The organism is Tamilnaduibacter salinus (assembly GCF_003096655.1).
Taxonomy (GTDB): domain Bacteria; phylum Pseudomonadota; class Gammaproteobacteria; order Pseudomonadales; family Oleiphilaceae; genus Tamilnaduibacter; species Tamilnaduibacter salinus.
In genome coordinates this window covers 478268-500024 of the sequence record NZ_QEKQ01000001.1, presented here as the reverse complement: position 1 = coordinate 500024, position 21757 = coordinate 478268, and the positions used below count along the sequence as shown (strand labels likewise).

The window sequence follows — 21757 nt, the reverse complement described above, 5'->3', positions numbered from 1 at the left end:
GGTCACTCGATGGTAAAGAGCTGCTCGAAGTTGGAGATGGTAAGGATCCGCTTAACGTCGCTGTTGCAGTTGCGGATCCGCACGCGGCTGTCCTCCCCTCCCGCATAGTCCCGGAGCAGAAGCAGCATACCCAGGGCGGAACTGTCCAGGTAACGGGTGCCGGACATATCAATCACATACTCGCGAACATCCTGATCCCCCTTCTCATAGGCATCCCGAAAGCTCTGGTGGGTGCTGAAATCAAACCGCCCGTCGATACGGATGGTCAGTGTCTGTCCGTCATCGCTGAGCTGTGTCTGGATGGCCATGAATCGATCTCCGTGCCAACTGAATTCGTCGGGATACGGGAAAGGATAGCCTAAAGACCCGCGCCATACCGACTCCGGTCGCGCAAACCGGTGGCCAATGCCCTCAGCTCAGGCGGCGTCTGGCGTGTAAGCGACTGGCGGCCTCATCGGCCTGCTTCTGCTCGCGCAGATCGTCCGCCCGCGCCTCCTCGGCCCGACAGGCTTCGATGTGACGGGCCATGCCCTTGCGGCGTTCATAGGCCTGACGCCACTGATCACGCGCTTTTTCGAACTGGCGGGTGGCTTCGTCCACCGACTGCTGCTGGCCGGCGATGGCCGTCTCGAGCTGACCGATAAAGGCCTGCCAGCCCTGGAGCCGGGCCACAGAGACGGCGCCCTGCTGGCTCTGGCGGACCTGTTGCTGGTAATCGCTCAGGTAATGGCGCAGTTCGTCAAGTTGTCGCTGCTGACCGTCGAGATTCTGACGTGCCCGACCGAGCACCTCCAGCGCCCGGTCCTCACGACGCTTTTCGAGGTTGAGCACGACCTGGAGGCGTTCCGATCGGGGTGTCATGTGCGATCACCGCCCCGATCGGGCAGCACCTCGTGCAGCTCGCGAATGCTGTCCGCCAGCGGCGCGCTGGTGTCCAGCCCCTGGCGCAGGAAGGCCTTCATCGCCTCAATGCGCTCGATCGCGTAGTCCGTCTCCGGGTCCGATCCTTTGACGTAAGCGCCCACGCTAATCAGGTCCCGAGCCTGCTGGTAACGGGAGTACACCTGCTTGAATGCCTGCGCCCGCCGCAGATGGTCGGGATCGGTTACCTGGGGCATGACCCGGCTGACCGACGCTTCGACATCAATCGCCGGGTACTGACCTTCCTCAGCCAGCGCCCGGGAGAGCACGAAGTGGCCATCGAGAATGGCGCGGGCGGCATCAGCAATCGGATCCTGCTGATCATCGCCCTCAGTGAGCACCGTGTAGAACGCCGTAATGGACCCGCCGCCAGGGCGACCATTGCCGGTCCGCTCCACCAGCTGCGGCAGCTTGGCAAAAACGGACGGTGGATAACCCTTGGTGGCGGGCGGCTCCCCTACGGCCAGCGCGATTTCCCGCTGGGCCTGGGCGTAGCGCGTCAGGGAATCCATCAGCAGCAGCACGCGCTTGCCCTGATCCCGGAAGTACTCGGCGATCCGCGTGGTGAGCATGGCGGCACGCAGACGCATGAGCGGCGAATCGTCGGCTGGCGCCGCGACGACGACGGAGCGGGCCAGGCCTTCCTCGCCAAGAATGTCTTCGATAAACTCCTGAACCTCACGCCCCCGCTCGCCGATGAGCCCCACGATGGTGATGTCCGCGTTCGTGAAGCGGGTCATCATGCCCAATAGCACACTCTTACCCACACCACTGCCGGCAAACAGGCCGAGACGCTGGCCCTGCCCCACCGTCATCAGGGCATTGATGGCACGGATGCCGGTATCAAGGGACTGACGGATGGGAGCCCGATTCAGCGGGTTGATGATGTCTGCAGTCAGTCCGGCCTGGGCGCTGGCACCCAGCGGACCGCGACCATCGAGCGGCTCGCCGGAGCCGTTGACCACACGCCCGAGCAGTTCCGGGCCGACGGGCACTCGGCTGGCGGATGACAGCGGCACGACGCGGGCGCCGGGTCGCAGGTGATCCACCGCCGTCAAGGGCATCAGGTAAACACGGTCGTCCTCGAAGCCCACCACTTCAGCCTCAATCCGGATCTCTCCCTCGGTTTCGATCTGGCACCGGTCGCCAACCACCATCGGGCACCCGACGCACTCCAGCGTGAGGCCAACCATGCGGGTCAGACGACCGGAAAGTTCCGGTTCGAGCGAATCGGGCAGAGACTCCGGCAGGCGGTTCAGGCGGTCAGCCAGGCTGCTGCTCATCATCGCCCTCCTCCGCGTCGGGCGCCGGCGGGGCATCGTCGTCGGACGCTCCGGACGTGTCGTCATCCTGTTGCAGGACGTCGCGATGGAAATCCGTCAGGTCGTCCATCATCGCATCCAGCTCTGCACCGTCCCCGGGCTCCTCACTGGTGAGCTGCTGATCCAGCATTCGCTGGACGGCTTTCTGGAAGCGTTTCTCGATCGTGAAATCCACCAGGCTGTGGCGGGTCTGCACACGGCAACCGCCGGGGAGAATCTGATCGTCTTCAATCACCCGGCTGTCCATCTCAAACCGTTCGGCAACCTCACGGGTCCAGGCGACGTCGTCCGGGTGTACGGCGATGCGGACATTGTCGCGAGTGGAAGGCAGGCTCTCAAGCGCGTCTCGCACCACGGCCCGGATCTGGCTCGAATCCATCTGCAACTCCCGGAATACCACGGCCCGGGCCAGCACTGTCGCCACGTTGAACAGCGCCGTTTCCACCTCATCCTCATGGCGCCGGATCGGATCGACCAACGCCTCCATCACCTGTTCCAGCCGGGTTAGACGCTCACTGACTTCCTGATGGGTCTGTTCCTGTGCCTGAGAGCGACCTTCCTCCTGCCCCGTCTGGAATCCTTCAGCGTGGCCCGCCTCGCGCCCTGCCTGCTTTCCCTCATCAAACCCTTGCTGATAACCGGCCTCCCGGCCCTCCCGAAAGCCATCCTCTCGCGCTTCCTGCCGGATCGCCTCCATGTCAGCCGCCGTCAGCGGCTTGACGCTGCGATCTTCCTCGCGCGAATACGGAACCTCGTTGCCGTTCTCATCAAGCAGCGGCAACTCCCAGCGCTCGTAAGCGGTCAGTTGATCAGCGGGTATACGATCCCGGTCGCGTTTGAATCCCATCACATCATTTCTTCGCCAGCGCCACCCAGAGTAATCTCACCGGCTTCCGCCATGCGGCGGGCTATGGTGATGATGTCTTTCTGAGCCGATTCCACCTCGCTGACTTTAACCGGCCCTTTGGCTTCCAGGTCGTCCGCCAGCAGCTCGCCCGCGCGCTTCGACATGTTGCGGAAAATCTTGTCCTTGACCTCTTCGTCCGCGCCTTTCAGAGCCACCACCAGCACGTCCGAGGAAACTTCACGCAGCAACGACTGGATGCCACGATCATCCACGTCCTTGAGGTTGTCGAAAACGAACATCAGATCCTCGATGGTTGTGGCCAGATCGGGGTTCTGATCCTTGATCGAATCCATCAGACTGCCCTCCACGCCACGATCCATGAAGTTCATGATGTCGGCAGCGCGCTTGACGCCCCCGATGCGACTGGTCTGGGTGCCGGCCCCCCCTGAGAACTGCTTCTCGAGGATGTCATTCAGCTCCTGCAACGCCTGGGGCTGGATACTTTCCAGTGATGCCACCCGCATGACAACATCCAGCCGAACCTTGTCGTCCAGCACATTCAGAATCTCTGCGGATTGGTCCGGATCAAGGTAGGACACGACGATGGCCTGGATCTGGGGGTGCTCATGCCGAATCATGTCAGCCACGGCACGTGGCTCCATCCACTTGAGGGTATCCAGGCCTGTCGTGTTGCCTCCGACGATAATCCGGTCGATCAGGCTGGATGCCTTATCGTCCCCAAGTGCTTGCGTCAGAACGCCACGGATATAGTCGTCATTGCCAACGCCAAGTCCGGTCTGAGTCCCCACCGCATCCACGAACTCATCGAGCGAACTCTGCACCTCGCCTTTGCTGACGTCGGTCATGTTCGACATCGCAACGCCAACCCGCTGAACCTCCTTGGGCCCCATGTGCTTGAGAATCTGGGCCGCGTCGGCTTCGCCCAGCGACATCAGCAGTACCGCAGCCTGCTCGACACGGCTCAGCTTGCGTTGCTGTTTTGAGCCGCCTTGCTGTTCGTTGTCGTCACTCATCCACGTTCACCCACTGACGCATAACCTGAGCCACTCGGGCCGGATCTTCAGCAATCAGCCCTTTCAGGGCATTCAATTGTTTATCATAACCGTCAGTGGCTCCCGGCAAAAGCAGGTCGTCGCTGCTTTCCATCGCCTGACTCAGCGCATCATCACCACCGGCCGACTCCAGCGCGCCGCCATAACCGCCGTCCAGTTCATCCCCTTCGCGACCGCGGCGACCTTCCCCGGAGAGACTTTTAAGCGTCGGGCGCAACAGGCCCAGCACCAGGATCAGGATCACCAATCCGGCCAGAACCTGCTTCATCAGATCCCAGAACCAGGGCTGTTCCCAGAACGCCGGCTGCTCAAACTGTACCTCTTCGGTCGGCGCAAACGCGGTATTCATGACGGTGACGCTGTCGCCACGCGCGGCGGAGTATCCGACCGCGTCCCGTACCAGCGTTGCCAGCCGCTGGAGCTGGGCTTCGGTCCAGGGCTCGTAGCTGACCTCTCCCGTCTGCGGGTCGACCACCTTTCGGTCATCGACCGCCACCGCGACCGTCAGGCGCTCCACCTTGCCCTGCTCCTGACGGACATAGCTGACGGTCCTGTCCAGCTCGTAGTTCCGGGTGGACTGCTCCCGAACGGTCATCGGCTCGGACGGGGTCTGCTCGCCATCCTCATTGCCCTGATTCTGTTGCCCCTGCGGATTACCGCCCGCCTGCTCTGGCACTTCCGTCTCAGCCGGCGGCTGGTTCGACAATGCGCCGGGGACGCCGGCCGGGCCGGCGCCATCCACTTGTCGCGTCGTCTGGCTGCTCTCACTCCGCACGGCCTGCTGTTCCGGGTTGTACAATTCTTCCGCCCGTTCCACCGAGGAAAAATCCAGGTCTGCGGAGACTTCCGCCCGATAGCGTCCATCGCCCACGATCGGCCCGACAATGCTGGCCACTCGCTTGGTCAGCTTCTCCTCGACACGCTGTCCATAGGCATACTGGTCCTCCATCTGCTGACCTTCCGAATCGCCGCCACGATCACTGAGCAGATTGCCGCTCTGGTCTACCACCGTGACGTTTTCACGGTTCATTTCCGGTACGCTTCCGGCAACCAGGTTGACGATCGAGGACACCTGCTCACTCGAAACGCGCTGTCCGCCAAGGACATCCAGGAAGACAGAGGCCGAGGGATCGCGGCGGTCGCGCACAAACACAGACTGCTCGGGAATCGCCAGATGGACACGGGCACCGGTCACGTTGCTCAGGCTGGCCATGGTGCGCGCCAGTTCCCCCTCCAGACCACGACGGTAGGTGATGCTTTCCATAAACTGGGAGGTTCCCAGGCCCTGATCCCGGTCAAGGATCTCGTACCCCACCGTCTTGGAATCGGTGACGCCTGCGGAGGCCAGCTTCAGGCGCGCGTCGTAGACATGCTGCTGGGAGACGAGTAGTGCCCCGCTGCGCGGCTCCATCTTGTAGGGAATATTGGCCTGGTCAAGGATCTGTGTGACCTGCTGGGGGTTGTAACTCGACAGGTCCCCAATCACCGGCTGGTAATTCGGTTCCTGGGCCCACAGCACAACGGCGACGCCCAGCGCGACGCTGGCCGCCAGGCCGACCATCAGGCCAATCTGACGCAACAGAGACAGGCGGTTAAAGCCAAACAGCAGGTTGCTGCGCTGCTCCAGACCGCCCTCATTACCAGACTCGTCTGCGGTGTTATCAGTGGCTGCTTGAGCCGGAACACTGGCCATGGGGTTGCTCCGCTATCAAATCGGCATGTTCTTGACGTCTTCGTACGCCTGGACGACGCGGTTGCGGACCTGCATCAGGGCGTCAAAGGAAACGGAGGCCTTCTGGGAAGCCACCATGACCCGAGTGATGTCCACGTTCGGATCGCCCTGCTGGTAGGCTGTCTTAAGGTCGCCGGACTGCTGCTGCAATTCATTCACATTGTTGACGGCCTGGTGAAGCATGTCACCAAAACCCGGCGTCTTTTCGGTCTTACCAGTCTCGCTGACCCGATCCATCTGGCCCTTGAGATTCTGCGCCTGCTCAACCTGCTGGTTCTGCATCATCTGGCTGCGCATGGACCGGATTTCGGAAAGCACGCTGTTGATGTCGGCTCGTTCCACCATGATCTGGCTCTCCCGTGGCGGGCCGGCGCCCGCGTTGATTCGTACTGCCAGCAAGTCAGCAAAACCCGGGCCAGACATTAAATTAATCGATTAAACAGACAGTTATAGCTCACATTCGAGCCTACCCCATGTCGCGCGTCGGGTTTTTGACGGGAGTGGGCGAAGCGGCCAATCAGAGGGTCGTGTGAACGGCCTCGCCGTCTGTATCGTCGCCGGCCATTTCTGTTCGGAGGAGCCGCGAGGCTCCCAAAACACCCGTCCAGGCGCATGTGATCGGCGGCCTTGCAGGCCGCTCCGAACATAAATGGTCGGCTACGTTGGCTCTGCAACCCCCTTTCTATGGTTAGCGGCATCAACAATGGCAGGCTATGATGCTGAAAACCGGCGCAAAAAAACGGCACCCGCAGGTGCCGAAGTCGAGGCTTCTCGTGGAACAAGGGACTTGAAACCGTCAGAGGCTCAGGCCATAGCCAGTTCCGAATCCAGATCCACGCCGGCGTCACGCATTTGGGCCAGCTTGTAACGCAACGTGCGGGGGCTGATACCGAGTTTTTCAGCCGCACGATTGCGCCGGCCCCGCTCCTGACGAAGCGTATCGATAATGATCCGGAACTCACGCTGACGCAGGTCGTCCCCGAGTCCGGCACCGGCGGACTCCTCTGGTGATGCGGTGGGTTGCGCAGCCTCCGCTTCCGGACTGTCGGTCTCCGGGGGCGCAGCCGTCGTGGCCACCGACGCGGTCAGGGTCTGGCCCGCCATGGTCATGTCCAGGCACAGGTCGTCCGCGACAATCGTCTGCCCCTGGTGCAGCACCAGGGCCCGCTGGATGGCGTTATCCAGCTCACGCACGTTCCCCGGCCAGGGATGATTCATCAGGGCCTGCTCGGCGTCCCGGGCAAACCGGACGCCCGTGCATTTCATCTTGCGCCCGTGCTGTTTCAACAGGTGACGGGCCAACGGCAGGATATCCCGCGGTCGGTTCCGCAGCGGCTGCCACTCCATCGGGAAGACACTCAACCGATAGAACAGGTCTTCACGGAACTGCCCTTCCTGAACGTACTCCGCCAGATTACGGTTGGTGGTCGCCAGTACCCGCACATCCAGCTGAATCGGTTTGCGACCGCCGACGCGCTCGACTTCCCGCTCCTGAAGGACGCGCAGAAGCTTGGACTGCAGACCGGGATCCATTTCTGATATCTCGTCCAGTAGAATCGTACCGCCGTTGGCCTGCTCGAACTTACCGGGCGAGGAGGCGTGGGCCCCCGTAAACGCGCCTTTCTCATGACCGAACAGAATCGCTTCCAGCATGTTCTCGGGAATGGCTGCGCAGTTGATCGCAACGAACGGCGCACCCGCCCGTGATGAATGGTCGTGAATGAAACGGGCGAGGACTTCCTTACCCGTACCGCTCTCCCCCGAAATCATGACGGTCGACTCGCTGGCTGCCACTTTCCGCGCAAGCTGGAACAGGCGCTGGCTGGCGGGATCTTCTGCGACCGGCTCACTCGAGGACGAGCGCCCCTCACCACCGACGACCCGCGAGACAGTCTCCACCAATGTGCCTGGCTCGAAGGGCTTGACCAGGTAATCGATCGCCCCGGCCTGCATGGCCTCAACCGCTTGACTGATCTGTCCGTACGCCGTAATCAGCATCACCGGCAGGCCAGGATACAGCCGCTGGACGTCCGCCAGCAGTTCATGGCCGGATTTGCCCGGCATGTTGACGTCGCTCACCACCATATCGACGGGCCCTTCGGCCAGGCGCTCCAGCGCCTGTTCGGCGGAATCCGCCTCACGCACCCTGAAACGATCCAGCTCGAGCGTGGTGACCAGCGCCTCGCGCAGCTCCAGGTCGTCCTCAACGATCAGTACAGTCGCCTTGGCCATTGCCGCCTCCGGTTACAGGTTTGCGGTCTCGCCGGAGCGATCATCGCCGCCGGCCAGAGGAAGTGTCAGCCGGGCCCGGGCCCCCCTATCCCCGGGGGACGTCAGATCAAACCAGCCGTTATGCGCCTTGACCACCGCCTGCACAACGGCCAGCCCGAGCCCCGTGCCGTGGGACTTGGTGGTGTAGAAGGCCTCCTGAATCTGCTCCTTATCGGATTCGGAAAATCCGGGCCCGTCATCCGAGACCGTCACCCGCATCCCATCCTCATCCGCGAAAACACCGACGGCCACCTGTTGAGCGCCCGCCTCAAAACTGTTCGAGATTAGATTCATACAGGCTCCCACCAGTGCGTCCCGGTTACAGGCCACCATGCCCTGACCGCCCGGCTCGGACCAATCAATAGCCTGACGCTCGCGCGGCCGGAGGCTCTCCGCCGCCGACTGCAGTGCCGCATGCAGCTCGTCCGTCGACAGACGCTCAGCCAGCCGGGTTTCTCCCCGAGCAAAAATCAGCATGTCCCGAACCTGTTGTTCGAGGTGAGTCAGACGGGACATCAGACGATCCGCGCAACGTTCGCGCATGGCTTCGTCAAGATCGGGACGGGAAAGGTGGCCGCCATAGAGAATGGCCGCAGACAGTGGCGTACGGATCTGATGAGCGAGGGACGCCACCATTTTGCCCATCGCAGTCAGACGCTGGGCATGGGAGAGTTGCGCCTGAAGCTGACGTGTTTCGGTCAGGTCGGTCAGCAGGATCAACTGCCCCGGCTCGTTTTCCATTGAGCGAATTTCAATGCTGACCCGGCGACCGTCTTTCAAAGACACTTCATGGCCGTCGTCCTGCCGGGGCGCGAAACAACGGTGGATGATGTCCAGCCAGCGCTCACCTTCCAGTGGCTCCCCCAGCAACGCCACAGCGGCCGGGTTGCACTGGCCGACAATACCGCGATTGTCCAGCACCACGACACCGGCCGGCAGGGCATCCAGAAGCGTCGTCAGACGGTCGGCCAGACGCTCTTTCTCCTCCAGCTCCCGCTGGCGCTGCACGGATTCCGCACTCAGCTCTCCGGACAGTTGATTCACCCGGGATTCGAGCGTCCGGTAGGAGTCGGTAATCTGGCGGGACATGCGATTGAACAGATCCAGCGCCGTATCCACCGCCTCGTCCGAACCGGTTTCGGGAAACAGGGACGTCACCTTCTGGTTCTCATCCGCCGCCGCATTGGCATCCCGGACCTGCTGGGCCGTGTCATCCGGTATCTGTAACTGACTCATTGTCTGACCTCTGACAGCACGCCACCGATGCGGCAGCGCTCCTTGGGACAACGTTTGGCCAAGAGCTAGCGATTACCGTGCCAGGGTCATTTTTATGATATTAATCAGATAACTAGAAAACAAAAGAGAGAGGCGACGACAAAAACCCGTCGGTCCAGAAAGAGGGCATCCCGAATCGAAAACGAAAAACTGACGCCCGCTCAGAGCAGGCGCTCGGACCGCGGAGTCACCGCCAGGCGTGTGCGCGGTCGACATCGTGCCAGGCGAGATCGTCCCACTGCGAGGCCATTTTGACGGTCATTAGAGGCGCATAATGGTTCTATGTAACGACAATGAACGCTCAAAAGAGACCGCAGTGGGGCGGTCGCAGCGGTGCGACTTTCTAACGCGCCGTTTCGGCAGAGTCGTCGCGCAGGCCGTATTTACGGACTTTCTCGACCAGCGTGGTCCGGCGAATCCGGAGCTTGTCAGCCGCCCGGGCCACGACGCCTCCGGCTTCATCCAAAGCCTGCTGGATAAGCTGCCGTTCAAGGTTGCCAAGGTAGTCCTTGAGGTCAATGCCATTGACTGGCAGCAATGCCGGTGAATCCAACCCCACCAACCCGGCGCCCTCGACCGGCATCCCCACATCGTCGGTCGGGCGGTTTTCGTCCAGGTCATCCACGTAGCGGAATTTCTTGGGTAGCTCCTGCACGCCCACCACACCGTAGGGGTGCATGATGGCCAGGCGCTCCACCAGGTTGGCCAGTTCCCGGACATTGCCCGGCCAGTCATGGCGGCAGAGGCTCATAATCGCTGCCGAGTTGAGTCGAATGGAGCCGCGTTTCTCCTTCTCCATTCGAGCAATCAACTCGTTGATCAGCAGAGGGATATCTTCCACCCGATCCCGCAGGGCCGGCATTTCGATGGGGAACACGTTAAGGCGGTAGTAAAGATCCTCCCGGAAGTCGCCAGCATCAATCATATCTTCCAGGTTTTTGTGCGTGGCCGCGATCACCCGCACGTCGGCACTATGAGTCCGATTACTGCCGACACGCTCGAAGGTCTTCTCCTGCAGCACGCGGAGAATCTTGACCTGCATATTGAGCGGCATGTCACCGATTTCATCCAGGAACAGCGTGCCACCCTCGGCCAACTCAAACCGGCCCTGGCGCGCAGTGATCGCACCGGTAAACGCGCCCTTTTCGTGCCCAAACAGCTCGCTTTCCAGCAATTCGCCGGGGATGGCGCCGCAGTTGACCGGTACGAACGGTTTCTCGCGCCGTGGTGAATGGTAGTGGAGGTTACGGGCCACCACCTCCTTCCCCGTTCCAGACTCGCCGGTAATCAGCACACTCACTTCCTTGTCCGCCACCTGGCTCATCAGCTCCCGGACATGCTGAACCGTGCGACTTGTCCCCACCAGACTGCGAAACAGCTGAACGCCCCGCTGCTGCCCCCGTTCGCGTGAGCGGGTGTACTGGTCCCGGAATACCTGGGCCCGATAGAGCGAATCGACAAACTTGGTGTAGTTGAGCGGCCAGTCCATCCGGGCAATCACCCGATTCGTCACATCCTCATCCAGGCCGGATAACTCAGGATCGCCCAGAATCAACACGGGCATGCCGCGATCCGCCTCGTACAGTGACTGCAGACGGTTCTCGAGTCCGTCATCGGCGCCGTTGAGGATCACTGCCGCGATCTCCGAGAGTCGGTCAGCATCCGGGACGGTGTTGCCATTGGCGGTTTCGCACTCCTCACCAAGGAATTCCAGAATGGTGGTCAGGTCACGAGCGCGCTCCCCGTCCTGGCTGATCACCAGGATATTGTTGTTGTCACGAGCCATTCAGTCGCTGTCTCCGGATGGTCCACGGGCGAGTCCAATTTCTGACGCGTATTTAAGCCCTTAACCGGGTGAGAGTCAATTTTATGACACATGATTTCACGAGTCATTTACGCTCAACCGTCCCATAGGCTTTCACCGCACTCTGGTTCCGACGAACCCCCTTCAACTCCTGAGCGACCGCGTCCCGTTCCGCCTCCGCGTCGACCGCAATGGCCCCAGCCAGCGACTGCAGGCGTTCAGTGGCATCCCGGACCGGAGCCGCATCGAGCCGCCCCTCCCGGACAGCTGTCATGGCCGCATTCACACAGGGGCGCACCTCGTCATTCAGGGCATCCAGCGCCTCCTTATCGCCCTGCGCCCGGGCCGTTTCAAAGCGCTCTATCAGGTTCCTGAGGTCGTTGACTTCGTTGCTCACGGGCGTCTCCTCCGCTGCAGGGCCTCTGCCTACGATTCGTTCCTGGCCGCCTTGGGCTCTCGCGTCTCTTTGACGGCCCACACCAGTCTACCCTCAATTCTGGTATCATGTGGCATCACTTGGAAACAGGAACGAGCCGTCTATGGCGTCTGAATGGCCCTCATTCGTACGGCAAAAGGTGACGCTAGCCAGCGCCCTGATCGACATGGCCGACGAGCAGGACGTCACCGTCCGCCAGGAAGCTGGCCTTCAGGGCGCTGTTGCACTCCTGCGAGATGCGCAGCGCGGGCTGCTCACACTGATTGCCGACTTCTATCAGAAACCGGATCAGCAACCGCAGAGCGCCGCTGAACTGGCCGAATGCCTTCAGCAACCCAGTCCGGAGACGGAGGAACTGGCACGCCTGGAAGCCGACGTCGGCTCCTGGTGGCACCATATAGGTCAACTGTCCGTGCGGGACCAGAGACCCATCGCGAGACGTCGGCCCTTAGCCGACCGGGAGAACATGATCGCGGTGTCCGCCGCGTCCGAACCCGACCGTTCCGTCACGGCACTCAAGGACACGGCCGAGGCCATGCTGTCGTATCTGGAAACCCTGGTTGAACGCCATGCTGAATGGTGACAGGCCGCGGTCGATCACCAAAGGGGGGTTGGATTATGGCATCCACATCCCCAACATTACGCACCCAATCCATCATGAGCCCATGCAATCAGGCTCTGGAGTCGTACACTATGTCCACATCCGTTCTGGAAATCGTTGAACTGCCCGATGGCGATTACGCGCTGCGCCGCTCTGAAGACGAGGAAGCGCCGCTGGTGCGGATTTCATTCTCCGGAGAAGCGCGGGAAATGATGGAAGATCAGGAGCTGACCGTCGCCAAGGCCATGATCACAGCCGGCATTCAGGCGGTTGGTCAGGTGACTGAAGGGTTCGATATTGAGGACGGCGACGCCGATACAGACAGCGCGCCCGACCAGCCCCGGACACTGCACTGATCGTAGCCACTGGCCGGCAGGGCGCGCATGACAGGGGCGCGCCCTTCGTCCAGAAAGGCCTTCGTAAGTTACCGACGCCGCAGAATGACACCGTGACTGTCCCCTACCACAGATGCCGTCTGTAGCCGCTGAAAGGCGGATTCTCCCGCACTTCCCTCCGTCCACATAACGACGGCATGGCAGGTGCCTGCCTCTAACGCTTTCTCCGCCAATGACAGCGCATCATGCTGCTCAGAAGAGTGCAGCACCAGGATTTCACTCGCCACGATGCCATGAGTCTGCTGCCAACGGGTGATCATCGCCTGGGGTGGATCGATCCAGGCCAGCCAGCGCCGCTCCTGGTTCAGCTGTGTCAGCATGGGCAACAGCAACTGCATGTTTTCCACCTGCCCCGCCGGCATGATGATCTCCGTCACATTGCCGATGTCCGCCGAGGACTCCGACGGTGTCTGAGCGCGCCGCAGCGACCGAACGCCGCGCCCGCCCGATACGGTGTCGTGCGCGGGCGTTATCGGGGCCAGGCGATCACTGCTGCCCCACTCCGGCCTCGCTGGCGTGGCGTTCATTGCGTGTTCCAGACTGAGCTGTTCCATGACTGCCTCCGGATAAGGTGCCAATCGCCGTGGTGTCGTTTCAGTGCAGATCCGAGCGCCGGATCACACCCACTCCCAATCCCTCGATGACAAGTTCCTGGTCCGTCAGGTCCACTTCAATGGGTTCAAATTCATCGTTCTCGGGGAGCAGCAGGACTGTCGTGGTGTCCTGCCGCCGGAATCGTTTGACAGTCACTTCCTCACCCACTCGCGCTACGACAATCTGGCCGTTGTGAATGTCCTGGGTGCCGTGCACCGCGAGCAGGTCGCCATCAAGAATGCCAATGTCCCGCATACTCATGCCGCGGACCCGAAGCAGATAATCAGCGGATGGCGAGAAGAATTCGGGTTGAAGCGTGCAGTAATCGTCGATGTGCTCTTCCGCCAGAATCGGGTTGCCCGCCGCCACCTGACCGACAATCGGCAGCCCCGGGTCTGCCTCGGCTTCCGGCAGACGAATGCCGCGACTGGCCCCCGGCACCATTTCGATAGCGCCCTTGCGGGCCAGTGCCTTGAGGTGCTCCTCCGCCGCATTGGCCGAACGGAATCCCAGTTGATGGGCGATTTCGGCACGGGTCGGCGGGTAGCCGGTGTCTTCGACGTGCTGGCGGATAATGGCCAGAACTTCAGACTGTCTGGGCGTGAGCTTCATTGCGTGCTACCTGTCTTTTTATACAGTAGCACTGACTATATACAGTCTTTTATCCACTGTAAAGCCATACAGTAGTCTGGCCGGCGACCCCTGCCCCATCGGGCCGGCAGGTGATCACCGCGTGTCAAACTGGTCGAACGCCTGCGCCTCGATCGCCTCCACATCCACCTGGTCGACGCGGGCGGCAGCCGGGCCTTTGTGAAGCCACGACACCAGCTCGTCCACGCCTTCGCGGTGACCCTGGGCAACGACCTCAACACGCCCATCCGGCAAATTCCTGGCGTAGCCGGTGAGGCCGTTGCGTCGCGCCTGCTCCCGCGTACTGGCCCGAAAGAAAACGCCCTGAACCCGACCGGATACCAGGGCCCGGATGCTTTGCTCTTCCATGCGTTGTCCTCCTTCATGGGGCAAACCGGAGATTTTGTTCCATCGTAACAAACCGTGACCGGCCCGTTCCGCGCTCCGTCAATCCGGTCATCGAGAAACCACTCAATCTCTGTCAAAGTGCGGTAGCCTGAGTACCGCGAGCCAGACAACGCAAGGAGCTTCCGTGAACGGCGTGAACAGAGACCACCGCTGCCGTCAGCCCTCGGCCACCAACACGCGTGACGGAGAGGAACGGCGCGTCGGCGTCGAGATCGAACTGTCCGGCCTGGACTATGAGGTGCTGGTCAAACGGGCCGCTGAGTTGCTTGGCGGCAGCGCCCATGCAACCGGACGGTATGTCAGCCAAGTCGAGACATCACTCGGCACGTTCACGGTCGAGTTGGATTCAGACCCGATCAAGGATCTGGACCTTCAGGACGACCGCTTACCCGAATCCATCCAGGAACTGGGTGGCCACGCCATGGATCTGATCGATTACGCCGCTGAACGCATTGTCCCGCTGGAACTGATCAGCCCGCCCCTGCCCTTCTCGAAGCTGGACATGGTTGAGTCGTTGTGCGATGGACTACGGGCATCCGGAGCGCTGGGCAGCCGCGAGGCACTGATCTATGCGTTCGGCCTGCAACTGAATCCGGAGCTACCGTCAACGGACGCGGATACCCTGGTCAACTACCTGCGGGCGTTCGCGCTGCTCTATGACTGGCTGAAGTCCCGTCATCAGCTCGACATCAGCCGCAAGTTCACGCCATACATCGAGCCCTGGCACCACGACTACATCGACCTGCTGATGAGCGAAGATTACGCGCCGGACCTCGACCGACTGATGGAGGATTACCTCTGGTACAACCCAACGAGAAACCGGGCACTGGATCTGCTACCTCTGTTCGCATACCTGGACCGGGACAAGGTGACCCGCCACGTTCAGGACGCTCGAATCAAGGCTCGCCCCACACTGCACTACCGGCTGCCGGACTGCGACATCGACAACCCGGAGTGGCACTTCTCCAGGGTGTGGAATGACTGGGTCGTGCTGGATAATCTGGCCTGCGATGCCCGTCGGCTGACCGCCCTCACCGAGGAGTTCCGGGACAGCCGGAAAATCCGTTTCCGTAATCTGGCGACCAGTTGGAAAGAGCGCTGTCACGAATGGCTGATCCAAAACCCGGCCTGACCATCGGCGTCAGTGGCCCGACACGTCAGCGCCCGGCCCAGCGCCTGATCCGGATTGCGCTCGCGCTGGCTGGCGCGAACACGGTCTATATCCGACCGGGCGCTCACATTGATGTGGGCGTGCTGGATGGCCTTGTGCTGTCCGGCGGGACGCACGTTCACCCCGGTCGTTACTCCCAAAAACCCCTCGTCCGGGCCCGCTACGACATCATCCGCGACGACACGGACTGGCACCTGCTCCTCCAGGCCCGGCATTACAGCATGCCGGTACTCGGTATCTGTCGGGGTGCGCAACTGATCAACGTCTTCCGGAATGGCACCCTGTATCAGGACATCACGCCCCTGCGCCGTCACACCCGGCATCGTCCGCTGTTACTACCACTCCAGACCGTCCGGGTGGTCCGGGACACCCGCCTGGCCCGCATTCTGGAAACGCAGGTGCTGGGTGCGAACCGCATTCATAGCCAGACCATCAGCCGTCTGGGCGACGACCTGAAGGTCACCGCGCTGGACCATGATTTCTTCGTCCAGGCGATTGAAAGCACTGACCGGCAGTGGATTCTGGGCGTCCAGTGGCACCCGGAGTACCTGCTGTATCACTCACGCCACCGGCGCATCTTCGAGCGCTTTGTGGAAACGGTGCGGGAACGCAAACTCAAACGGCTCGGGCACGCGGAAGGGCCGACTTTCTAGCAGAACTGACAAGGCAGGATTTGCCACGGAAAAACACGGACGGACACGGAAAGCGCCCTGTGAGCGCAAAAAAGAAGAATGTCGGACGTGAGTGAACTCCCGACCAGAGTGCACTGGAATGAGACTCGATGCCGCTCTTTTGTCCGTGCTTTCCGTGTGTTTCTGTGGCACCTCATCTCTGTTGGTTTGAGGTCAGAAATCCCGCGTATAGAACAGGTCGAGCGATGCGGCGATGCCGCTGGCTGCCTCCAGATAGAAATACTCGCCCAGATCATAGCGCAGCGCCATGACGGTGACCGGCTCGAACATGCGCATGCCGTAGCGCACGGAGAGGTCGTCGGTGATTCGTCCGCTGGCAACGACGCTGGCTTCGTCCCCCTTGCCCTCGGTTTCGAGTGTCAGATCCTCAATACCCACTTTCTCCCCGATATTGCGGGTGACGCCCGCCGTCTGCGCAAGGCCCAGTGACAGTGCGGCCTGACTGACCCGGGTCTGGTCGCCCCGACTGTTCAGGGGACGACCGAGGATCAGGTAGGCCAGCGCCTCGGACTGGGACATGGGGGGTTCGGAGAAGATCGTGGTGGTCGGTTGCGTCACCGGGCCGGACAGTCGCAGGCCGGCGACGACGGTGTCGACGGTCCGGATCGCCTCAATGTCCACGTACGGGCGGGTCAGCGATCCGACGAAAACCAGCCGCGCCCGGCGCAACGTGAGATCCTGCCCATACGCCTCATAGTGCCCATCGACAAGGCTCAGGGTGCCGTTGGCGTCCAGGTTGTCGCCGATCTGGATCTGCCCCTCAAGCAGACCGATCACGTCAAACCCGTTGAAGTCCACACGGTCAGAGCCGACATTCACCGTGACATCCATCGACACGCCCGTCAGCGACGACGAAGCCTGTTCCCGACCTTCAATGACCTCGTCATCCGACACCGACACGGCCTGCTCCGGCAACTGACGGACCGTAATGGAACCACGCGGTACATCGACGCGCCCGGAGACCGACAGTTGACGGCCTACCAGTCGCAGGGTCAGATCCGGTGACAGTTCCACCCGCGCCCAGGGCTCGTACTGGAAGGGCAGCCGGTCGCCTGTCAGCGTCAGCCGGAGTCGGGATTGCTCATCACGCCAGTCCACCTCACCGTCCAACCGGGCTTCGCTACGCTCACTGCTGCTCCAACGCCCGGACAGGTCGGCCTGGCGGCCCTTGAAACGGAGGCTGACAAACAGGTCCTCAATCGGGATCGGCAACTGCGGGTGGGCCACCTGTCCGTCACTCAGATGAAGGGCCCCTCCCACCACCGGGTTCATAAGCGGGCCGGAAAGCTGACCAGCACCATTCACCCGTCCCGACGCTTCCGTCAATCCCACAAGTGGGCCCAGAGGTGCCATATTGAGCGCTTTAACCCGGTAGCGGCCGTCGACCGGCCGTCCGGGTTCATTCGGCGCGACGGAAAAATGGACGGACAGCTCGCCCAGGTCCGAACCGGCCAGTCGCAGATCCACATCCGCCGCTTCCGGCCTGAGTAACACATCGGCACTGAGGCGGTCGTAGTCCACCCGTTGCCAGTCTCCTTCGTGCAGCAACCCGATGTCGCCCGGACCGGCGTTGAGAGACAATCGGCCGTTCGGACCGGCGCCGGACAGATCCAGAGCCATGTCACCATTGATGGTTGTCCGCCACCTCACCGCTTCCGGCAGCCAGGGCGCCAGGGCGCGGGCCGGAAATCGGTTCAGGGCATAGTTGAGAACCGGCGACGGCAGCAACTGCTGTGACCCGGCACACAGGGAGCTGTTCTCCCACCGCCAGCAGTGGGCCCCGAGGGTTAACGTGCCGTCCTCGCGATAGCGAAGGGCGGCTGGCGAGGCCAGACGCCAGTCCTGTTCAGCCACCGAGACACGACCTGACGCCATCTGCCCCTGCCAGCCACGGCCTTCTACCCCGCCGGCCAGCGTGACACGTGATCGCATATCCGGGCGCTCAAGCGTAACCACAAGGCGATGCCGGTCGGGGTCTCCCGTCAGGCGGGCCCGGACCCGATCCACGACCTGGCCGGCAGCACGGATCTCCCGGGCCTCAACCGTGATTGCCACGTCGCGCCCGGCCTCGGCCCGGGCCTGCCCGGACAGGGAACCAAGGTGCCTGTCCTGCCAGGACAGCGCCTCGCCCTGAAACGACACATCGCCACCGGGCTCAGTCAGTGTGCCCCCCAGGCGACCCGATGCGCGGAACTGACCTTCCAGCCCCGGCCAGATCTGATTCAACGCCCGCAGCTGGCCGTCAAACTCCGCCTGTAGCTGCGTCTGCCACTCACCGGAACCCGTCAGCCGATTGTCACCAATGCGTGCCTCCAGAGACGGAACACGAATAAGACCATTCGAGACCGCGAGCTCGCCATTCAACGTTGCCGGATTCTGGCGCCACTGGCCCTCCAGCTGCCAACGAGCCGTGCCTTTGGGGCCGGTAGCGGCCATTTGCCCCTCAGTGTGGACCCGTCCGCTGAGCTCCGACGACAGGGACGGCCGCCAGAACGCCGGGTTGAACGCCGAAAGCCTCAAATCCCCCTGCCAGGACAACGTGTCGGCGAAACCGATCTGCCCCTGCCCGGAGAGGGTTCCGTCCCGCGCCGTCAGGCTCAGCGTCGAGAGCGTCACCTGCTGATCATCCCCGGCACCGTTCAGTTCGAAACCAAGCGGGCCGGCAGGGCTTTCCGCCCGACCGGTGAGCTCCGCCTGATAGCCCCCACCCTTGTACTCAAACGGGCCATGAAGCGACGTCACGGTGACCGGGGGCGCGCCGATGTCCGGAAGCAACCCAAACCACGGGAACCGCCCCATCGCCAGCTCCCCCTGCGCCATGAAACCCTCCGCCCAGTTCAGTGAGCCGGTCACACGGGCTTCCCGGTCGGGCTGATCGGTCTGAAGTCGCAGCGACATCCCACGGACGCCCGTGGTCATCAGTGTTCCCGTGACACGGGCCGGCATGTCGCCGGTTGTGGACGGCAACACCAGCGCCGCCCGGGTGTTGTACCCACTCTCCAGGTTGCCCTCAAGATTCGCGCTCCCCTGCGTCAGGGTGAGCGTGTCGGGTAATGATGGCAGGGCCTGCAGCCGCGCCTCGCTCAGCGACAGCCGTACCGGCAGCGTGGGTTCAAGCGGCGCCAGCTCACCGGAAAACGCGGCAGAGAGGTACCCACGGCTGGTTCCTTCCAGTCGCAGGTCCCGGACGCTGCCAGCCACTGTCACGTTGAGTCGCCAGTCTTCGGTCCCGTCCGGTTCGGGCAGCTCAATCGAGAGATCGCCATCCACCGGCCAGTCGCTTCTGGTGGTGACTCGCAGCGCCCCATCGACCGTCAGATGCCCACGTCGGGCGTTCAGTGATGACACATGCATCTGACTGCCCCCGGCGGAGGCAATCAGACGCAGTTGATCCCAGAGAACGGTATCATTCACCGACACCGGCCCCAGATCGACCTGCCGGATCGTCACGGCAATGGGCAGCTCAATGTTCGGCGGGGTCAGCGGCGCGGTGTCCGATGACGACTGGCCGTTATCGACCCGGACATCGGCCCGGGACAGACTGAGTTCCTCCACACACAGCTCGGCCGTAAACAGGCAAGAAGGCGACCAGTCCAGGAGTGGCGTCTCGACATGGGCCCGAACACCAAAGCCATGCCAGGCCAGTACCTCGGCCTGCCATCGGCCCAGCAACGTGCCCTCGCCCGCCGTGATCGTCAGGCCGGGAATCTGCTCCAGCACCCAGCGCGTGCCCGCGTCAGAGCGCAGGGTCAGTACCAGCGCGGCGATCCCGACCATCAGAGCCAGCAACAGCGCGATCAGGCCTTTCAATACGAGGCGCATCACAGCTCCGGCCCCATCGAGAAATGCAGACGCCACCCACCGCCCAGTGACGGATCCAGGCCGCGGGCCACATCCAGCCGGATCGGCCCAACCGGACTGACCCAGCGCAGACCCACGCCATAACCGCTGGCCAGTCGATCATTCAGTGAGTTCACCGCGTTGCCCTCGTCGTAAAAGGTCGCCACCCGCCAGGCCGGGCTGAACTCGTATTGATACTCCACGCTTGTGGCCAGAAGGTACCGCCCGCCTTCGGTCTCGCCATCAGCGCCTTCCGGAGCCAGCGTCTCGTAGCCGTAACCGCGAACGCTCTGGTCACCGCCGGCGAAGAAACGCAACGAAGGCGGCACGTCTTCGAAATCATTCGTCGCGACGGCGCCGGCCTCAACCCGAGCCAGAAACCGATGCCTGTCCGCCAGCGTGATCAGCCCACGCGCCAGCCCACGCACATGCAGAATGTCCGCATCCGACAGGACAGCGCGATGCGACCCGGCGACATCCAGCACCAGGCGAAAGCCCCGGGACGGATCGATGGGATTATCCGCATTCAGTTTCGAATAGCTGATCCCGGGCAGCAGCAGAGTGCTCCGATTCTCCCGGCGCTGACCAATCCGATAGCGCTCGCCCTGCCATTTCAGTGAAAGGACCTGCTGCCAGCCGGACGACAGCTCATGCTGCCACTGCTGCCCCAGCACCAGGCGATCGGAGGCGACATCCTCAATGTCCTCGCGCTGATAGCCCGCATTGAGCCGGATGGAGTCGGTCATCGGCGGATCCAGCGGCAGCTCATACCAGGTACTGAGACTCTGCCGGGGCTGGGAAATCTCAGTCTCGACACCGCGTTTGTGACCCCACTGGTTGATCCAGTGTTCCGTCCAGTCACCCCGGAAGCGCGGGCCAACGTCTGTTGAGAAGCCCACCCCCGCCGACACCGACCGGGGATCGCGAGCCCGCAGGTTCACCACCACCGGCACAGACTGGTCTGCGGAGATCTGCGGGCGGGGATCAACGATCACACGTGAAAAATAGCCACTGTTCGACAGGTGGCTGTTGAGATCGGCGACCACATCGGCGTCGTACGGGTCACCCCGCTTGAACGGGACATAGCCGGACAGCAGGTCATCGTCGAACTCGTGACCGCCCTGGAACGACACGGTCCCAAACCGATACCGCGGCCCGCTCTCATAGATTAGCGTCAACCGGGCGGTGCCGGCCTCCGGGTTCACGATCATGCGGTGCTCGGTCAATTGACCGTCAAAGTACCCAAGTCGGCGCCCCTGGGAGCGGATCGAATCCCGAACCTGATTGTAGTCACCGTGATGCAGTGTCTGACCTTCGCCAATGGCGCTGGTATCGATGGCGGGCCACCCCGGGTCCGACGATGCCGGCCCTCGGATCTCAACGCGGCTTTCCTGGATGATCACCGTCGGGCCGGGGTCGACCGTCAGGATCAGTTGAGCCAGGCCGTTGCTCTCGACCCGCCAGGAGATATCAGGCTGGTAGTACCCGAGCGCACGCACTGCTCGCGCCACCTCATCCGCGGCGTGACTGGCGTAGCGCCGTAGATTGTCAGCGGATCGGCCAGTGACCTCGCCCAGGTAGGTGTTGGCATTGCGTTCCAGCGCCGGGTGATCACCGTTAACCTTCACGCGAACCTGCCCGGCTGCCATGGCCGACACCGCCAGTAGCCCGCAAAGCAACCCGATACAGACCATGATGGCCGTCCGGCTCAACGGGAAACGTCCTGTTTGGGTTCGGGGCGGTAA

At 62.4% G+C, this 21757-nt stretch carries 20 protein-coding genes; 4 read left to right on the top strand and 16 right to left on the bottom strand.

Going from position 1 to position 21757, the window contains the following annotated elements:
• Positions 1-2 precede the first annotated feature (2 nt).
• The 11 genes from C8D92_RS02295 to C8D92_RS02245 all read right to left on the bottom strand — a co-directional run bounded on the left by C8D92_RS02295 (position 3) and on the right by C8D92_RS02245 (position 11642).
• A complete protein-coding gene (locus C8D92_RS02295; RefSeq protein ID WP_095609612.1) occupies positions 3-308 on the bottom strand; it encodes an STAS domain-containing protein in 306 nt (101 codons plus the stop codon).
• Positions 309-411: 103 nt separating this feature from the next.
• A complete protein-coding gene (gene fliJ, locus C8D92_RS02290) occupies positions 412-861 on the bottom strand; it encodes a flagellar export protein FliJ (protein WP_095609613.1) in 450 nt (149 codons plus the stop codon).
• Complete coding sequence (gene fliI / locus C8D92_RS02285; protein WP_095609614.1) at positions 858-2204, bottom strand: flagellar protein export ATPase FliI; 1347 nt, start codon at positions 2202-2204, stop codon at positions 858-860. The genes fliJ and fliI overlap by 4 nt, the downstream gene beginning before the upstream one ends.
• Positions 2185-3090: a flagellar assembly protein FliH gene (locus C8D92_RS02280; RefSeq protein ID WP_116918299.1), complete on the bottom strand. Its 906-nt coding sequence runs from the start codon at positions 3088-3090 to the stop codon at positions 2185-2187. The genes fliI and C8D92_RS02280 overlap by 20 nt, the downstream gene beginning before the upstream one ends.
• Positions 3090-4124, bottom strand: coding sequence for a flagellar motor switch protein FliG (gene fliG, locus C8D92_RS02275; protein WP_095609616.1), 1035 nt, complete (start codon positions 4122-4124; stop codon positions 3090-3092). Before fliG ends, C8D92_RS02280 begins: the two co-directional genes overlap by 1 nt.
• Positions 4117-5856 (bottom strand): flagellar basal-body MS-ring/collar protein FliF, encoded by a 1740-nt coding sequence (gene fliF, locus C8D92_RS02270; protein WP_116918298.1) that lies wholly within the window; start codon positions 5854-5856, stop codon positions 4117-4119. Before fliF ends, fliG begins: the two co-directional genes overlap by 8 nt.
• Positions 5857-5871: 15 nt before the next feature.
• Positions 5872-6240: a flagellar hook-basal body complex protein FliE gene (gene fliE / locus C8D92_RS02265; protein WP_095609618.1), complete on the bottom strand. Its 369-nt coding sequence runs from the start codon at positions 6238-6240 to the stop codon at positions 5872-5874.
• Between the two features lie 459 nt (positions 6241-6699).
• Positions 6700-8127, bottom strand: coding sequence for a sigma-54-dependent transcriptional regulator (locus C8D92_RS02260; RefSeq protein WP_116918297.1), 1428 nt, complete (start codon positions 8125-8127; stop codon positions 6700-6702).
• 12 nt (positions 8128-8139) lie between these two features.
• Complete coding sequence (locus tag C8D92_RS02255; protein WP_095609620.1) at positions 8140-9402, bottom strand: sensor histidine kinase; 1263 nt, start codon at positions 9400-9402, stop codon at positions 8140-8142.
• A gap of 382 nt (positions 9403-9784) precedes the next feature.
• Positions 9785-11227 carry a sigma-54 dependent transcriptional regulator gene (locus tag C8D92_RS02250; RefSeq protein WP_095611234.1) on the bottom strand — a complete coding sequence of 481 codons (1443 nt, stop codon included), beginning with the start codon at positions 11225-11227 and terminating at the stop codon, positions 9785-9787.
• Between the two features lie 103 nt (positions 11228-11330).
• Positions 11331-11642 carry a hypothetical protein gene (locus C8D92_RS02245; protein WP_095611235.1) on the bottom strand — a complete coding sequence of 104 codons (312 nt, stop codon included), beginning with the start codon at positions 11640-11642 and terminating at the stop codon, positions 11331-11333.
• Between the two features lie 142 nt (positions 11643-11784).
• On the opposite strand from C8D92_RS02245, the gene C8D92_RS02240 reads away from it, so the two are divergent.
• Both C8D92_RS02240 and C8D92_RS02235 read left to right on the top strand, forming a co-directional pair.
• Positions 11785-12264 (top strand): DUF6586 family protein, encoded by a 480-nt coding sequence (locus C8D92_RS02240; protein ID WP_095611236.1) that lies wholly within the window; start codon positions 11785-11787, stop codon positions 12262-12264.
• A 110-nt stretch (positions 12265-12374) separates the two neighbouring features.
• Positions 12375-12638: a hypothetical protein gene (locus C8D92_RS02235; protein WP_095611237.1), complete on the top strand. Its 264-nt coding sequence runs from the start codon at positions 12375-12377 to the stop codon at positions 12636-12638.
• 68 nt (positions 12639-12706) lie between these two features.
• On the opposite strand, the gene C8D92_RS02230 is transcribed toward C8D92_RS02235, so the two are convergent.
• The 3 genes from C8D92_RS02230 to C8D92_RS02220 all read right to left on the bottom strand — a co-directional run bounded on the left by C8D92_RS02230 (position 12707) and on the right by C8D92_RS02220 (position 14270).
• Complete coding sequence (locus tag C8D92_RS02230; protein WP_228151174.1) at positions 12707-13231, bottom strand: cell division inhibitor SulA; 525 nt, start codon at positions 13229-13231, stop codon at positions 12707-12709.
• A gap of 40 nt (positions 13232-13271) precedes the next feature.
• Positions 13272-13883, bottom strand: coding sequence for a transcriptional repressor LexA (gene lexA / locus C8D92_RS02225; RefSeq protein ID WP_095611238.1), 612 nt, complete (start codon positions 13881-13883; stop codon positions 13272-13274).
• Positions 13884-13997: 114 nt separating this feature from the next.
• On the bottom strand, positions 13998-14270 hold the full coding sequence (locus C8D92_RS02220) for an acylphosphatase (protein WP_095611239.1): 273 nt from the start codon (positions 14268-14270) through the stop codon (positions 13998-14000).
• Positions 14271-14442: 172 nt separating this feature from the next.
• Between C8D92_RS02220 and C8D92_RS02215 the strand changes: the two genes are divergently transcribed.
• Together C8D92_RS02215 and C8D92_RS02210 are read left to right on the top strand one after the other, a co-directional pair.
• Positions 14443-15441 carry an amidoligase family protein gene (locus C8D92_RS02215; protein ID WP_116918344.1) on the top strand — a complete coding sequence of 333 codons (999 nt, stop codon included), beginning with the start codon at positions 14443-14445 and terminating at the stop codon, positions 15439-15441.
• On the top strand, positions 15417-16133 hold the full coding sequence (locus tag C8D92_RS02210) for a gamma-glutamyl-gamma-aminobutyrate hydrolase family protein (protein ID WP_095611240.1): 717 nt from the start codon (positions 15417-15419) through the stop codon (positions 16131-16133). Before C8D92_RS02215 ends, C8D92_RS02210 begins: the two co-directional genes overlap by 25 nt.
• A gap of 192 nt (positions 16134-16325) precedes the next feature.
• Here C8D92_RS02210 and C8D92_RS02205 read toward each other — a convergent pair whose 3' ends face one another.
• Together C8D92_RS02205 and C8D92_RS02200 are read right to left on the bottom strand one after the other, a co-directional pair.
• Positions 16326-19994 carry a translocation/assembly module TamB domain-containing protein gene (locus tag C8D92_RS02205; protein ID WP_095611241.1) on the bottom strand — a complete coding sequence of 1223 codons (3669 nt, stop codon included), beginning with the start codon at positions 19992-19994 and terminating at the stop codon, positions 16326-16328.
• A complete protein-coding gene (locus C8D92_RS02200) occupies positions 19994-21724 on the bottom strand; it encodes an autotransporter assembly complex protein TamA (protein ID WP_322852820.1) in 1731 nt (576 codons plus the stop codon). The genes C8D92_RS02205 and C8D92_RS02200 overlap by 1 nt, the downstream gene beginning before the upstream one ends.
• Positions 21725-21757: the final 33 nt, after the last annotated feature.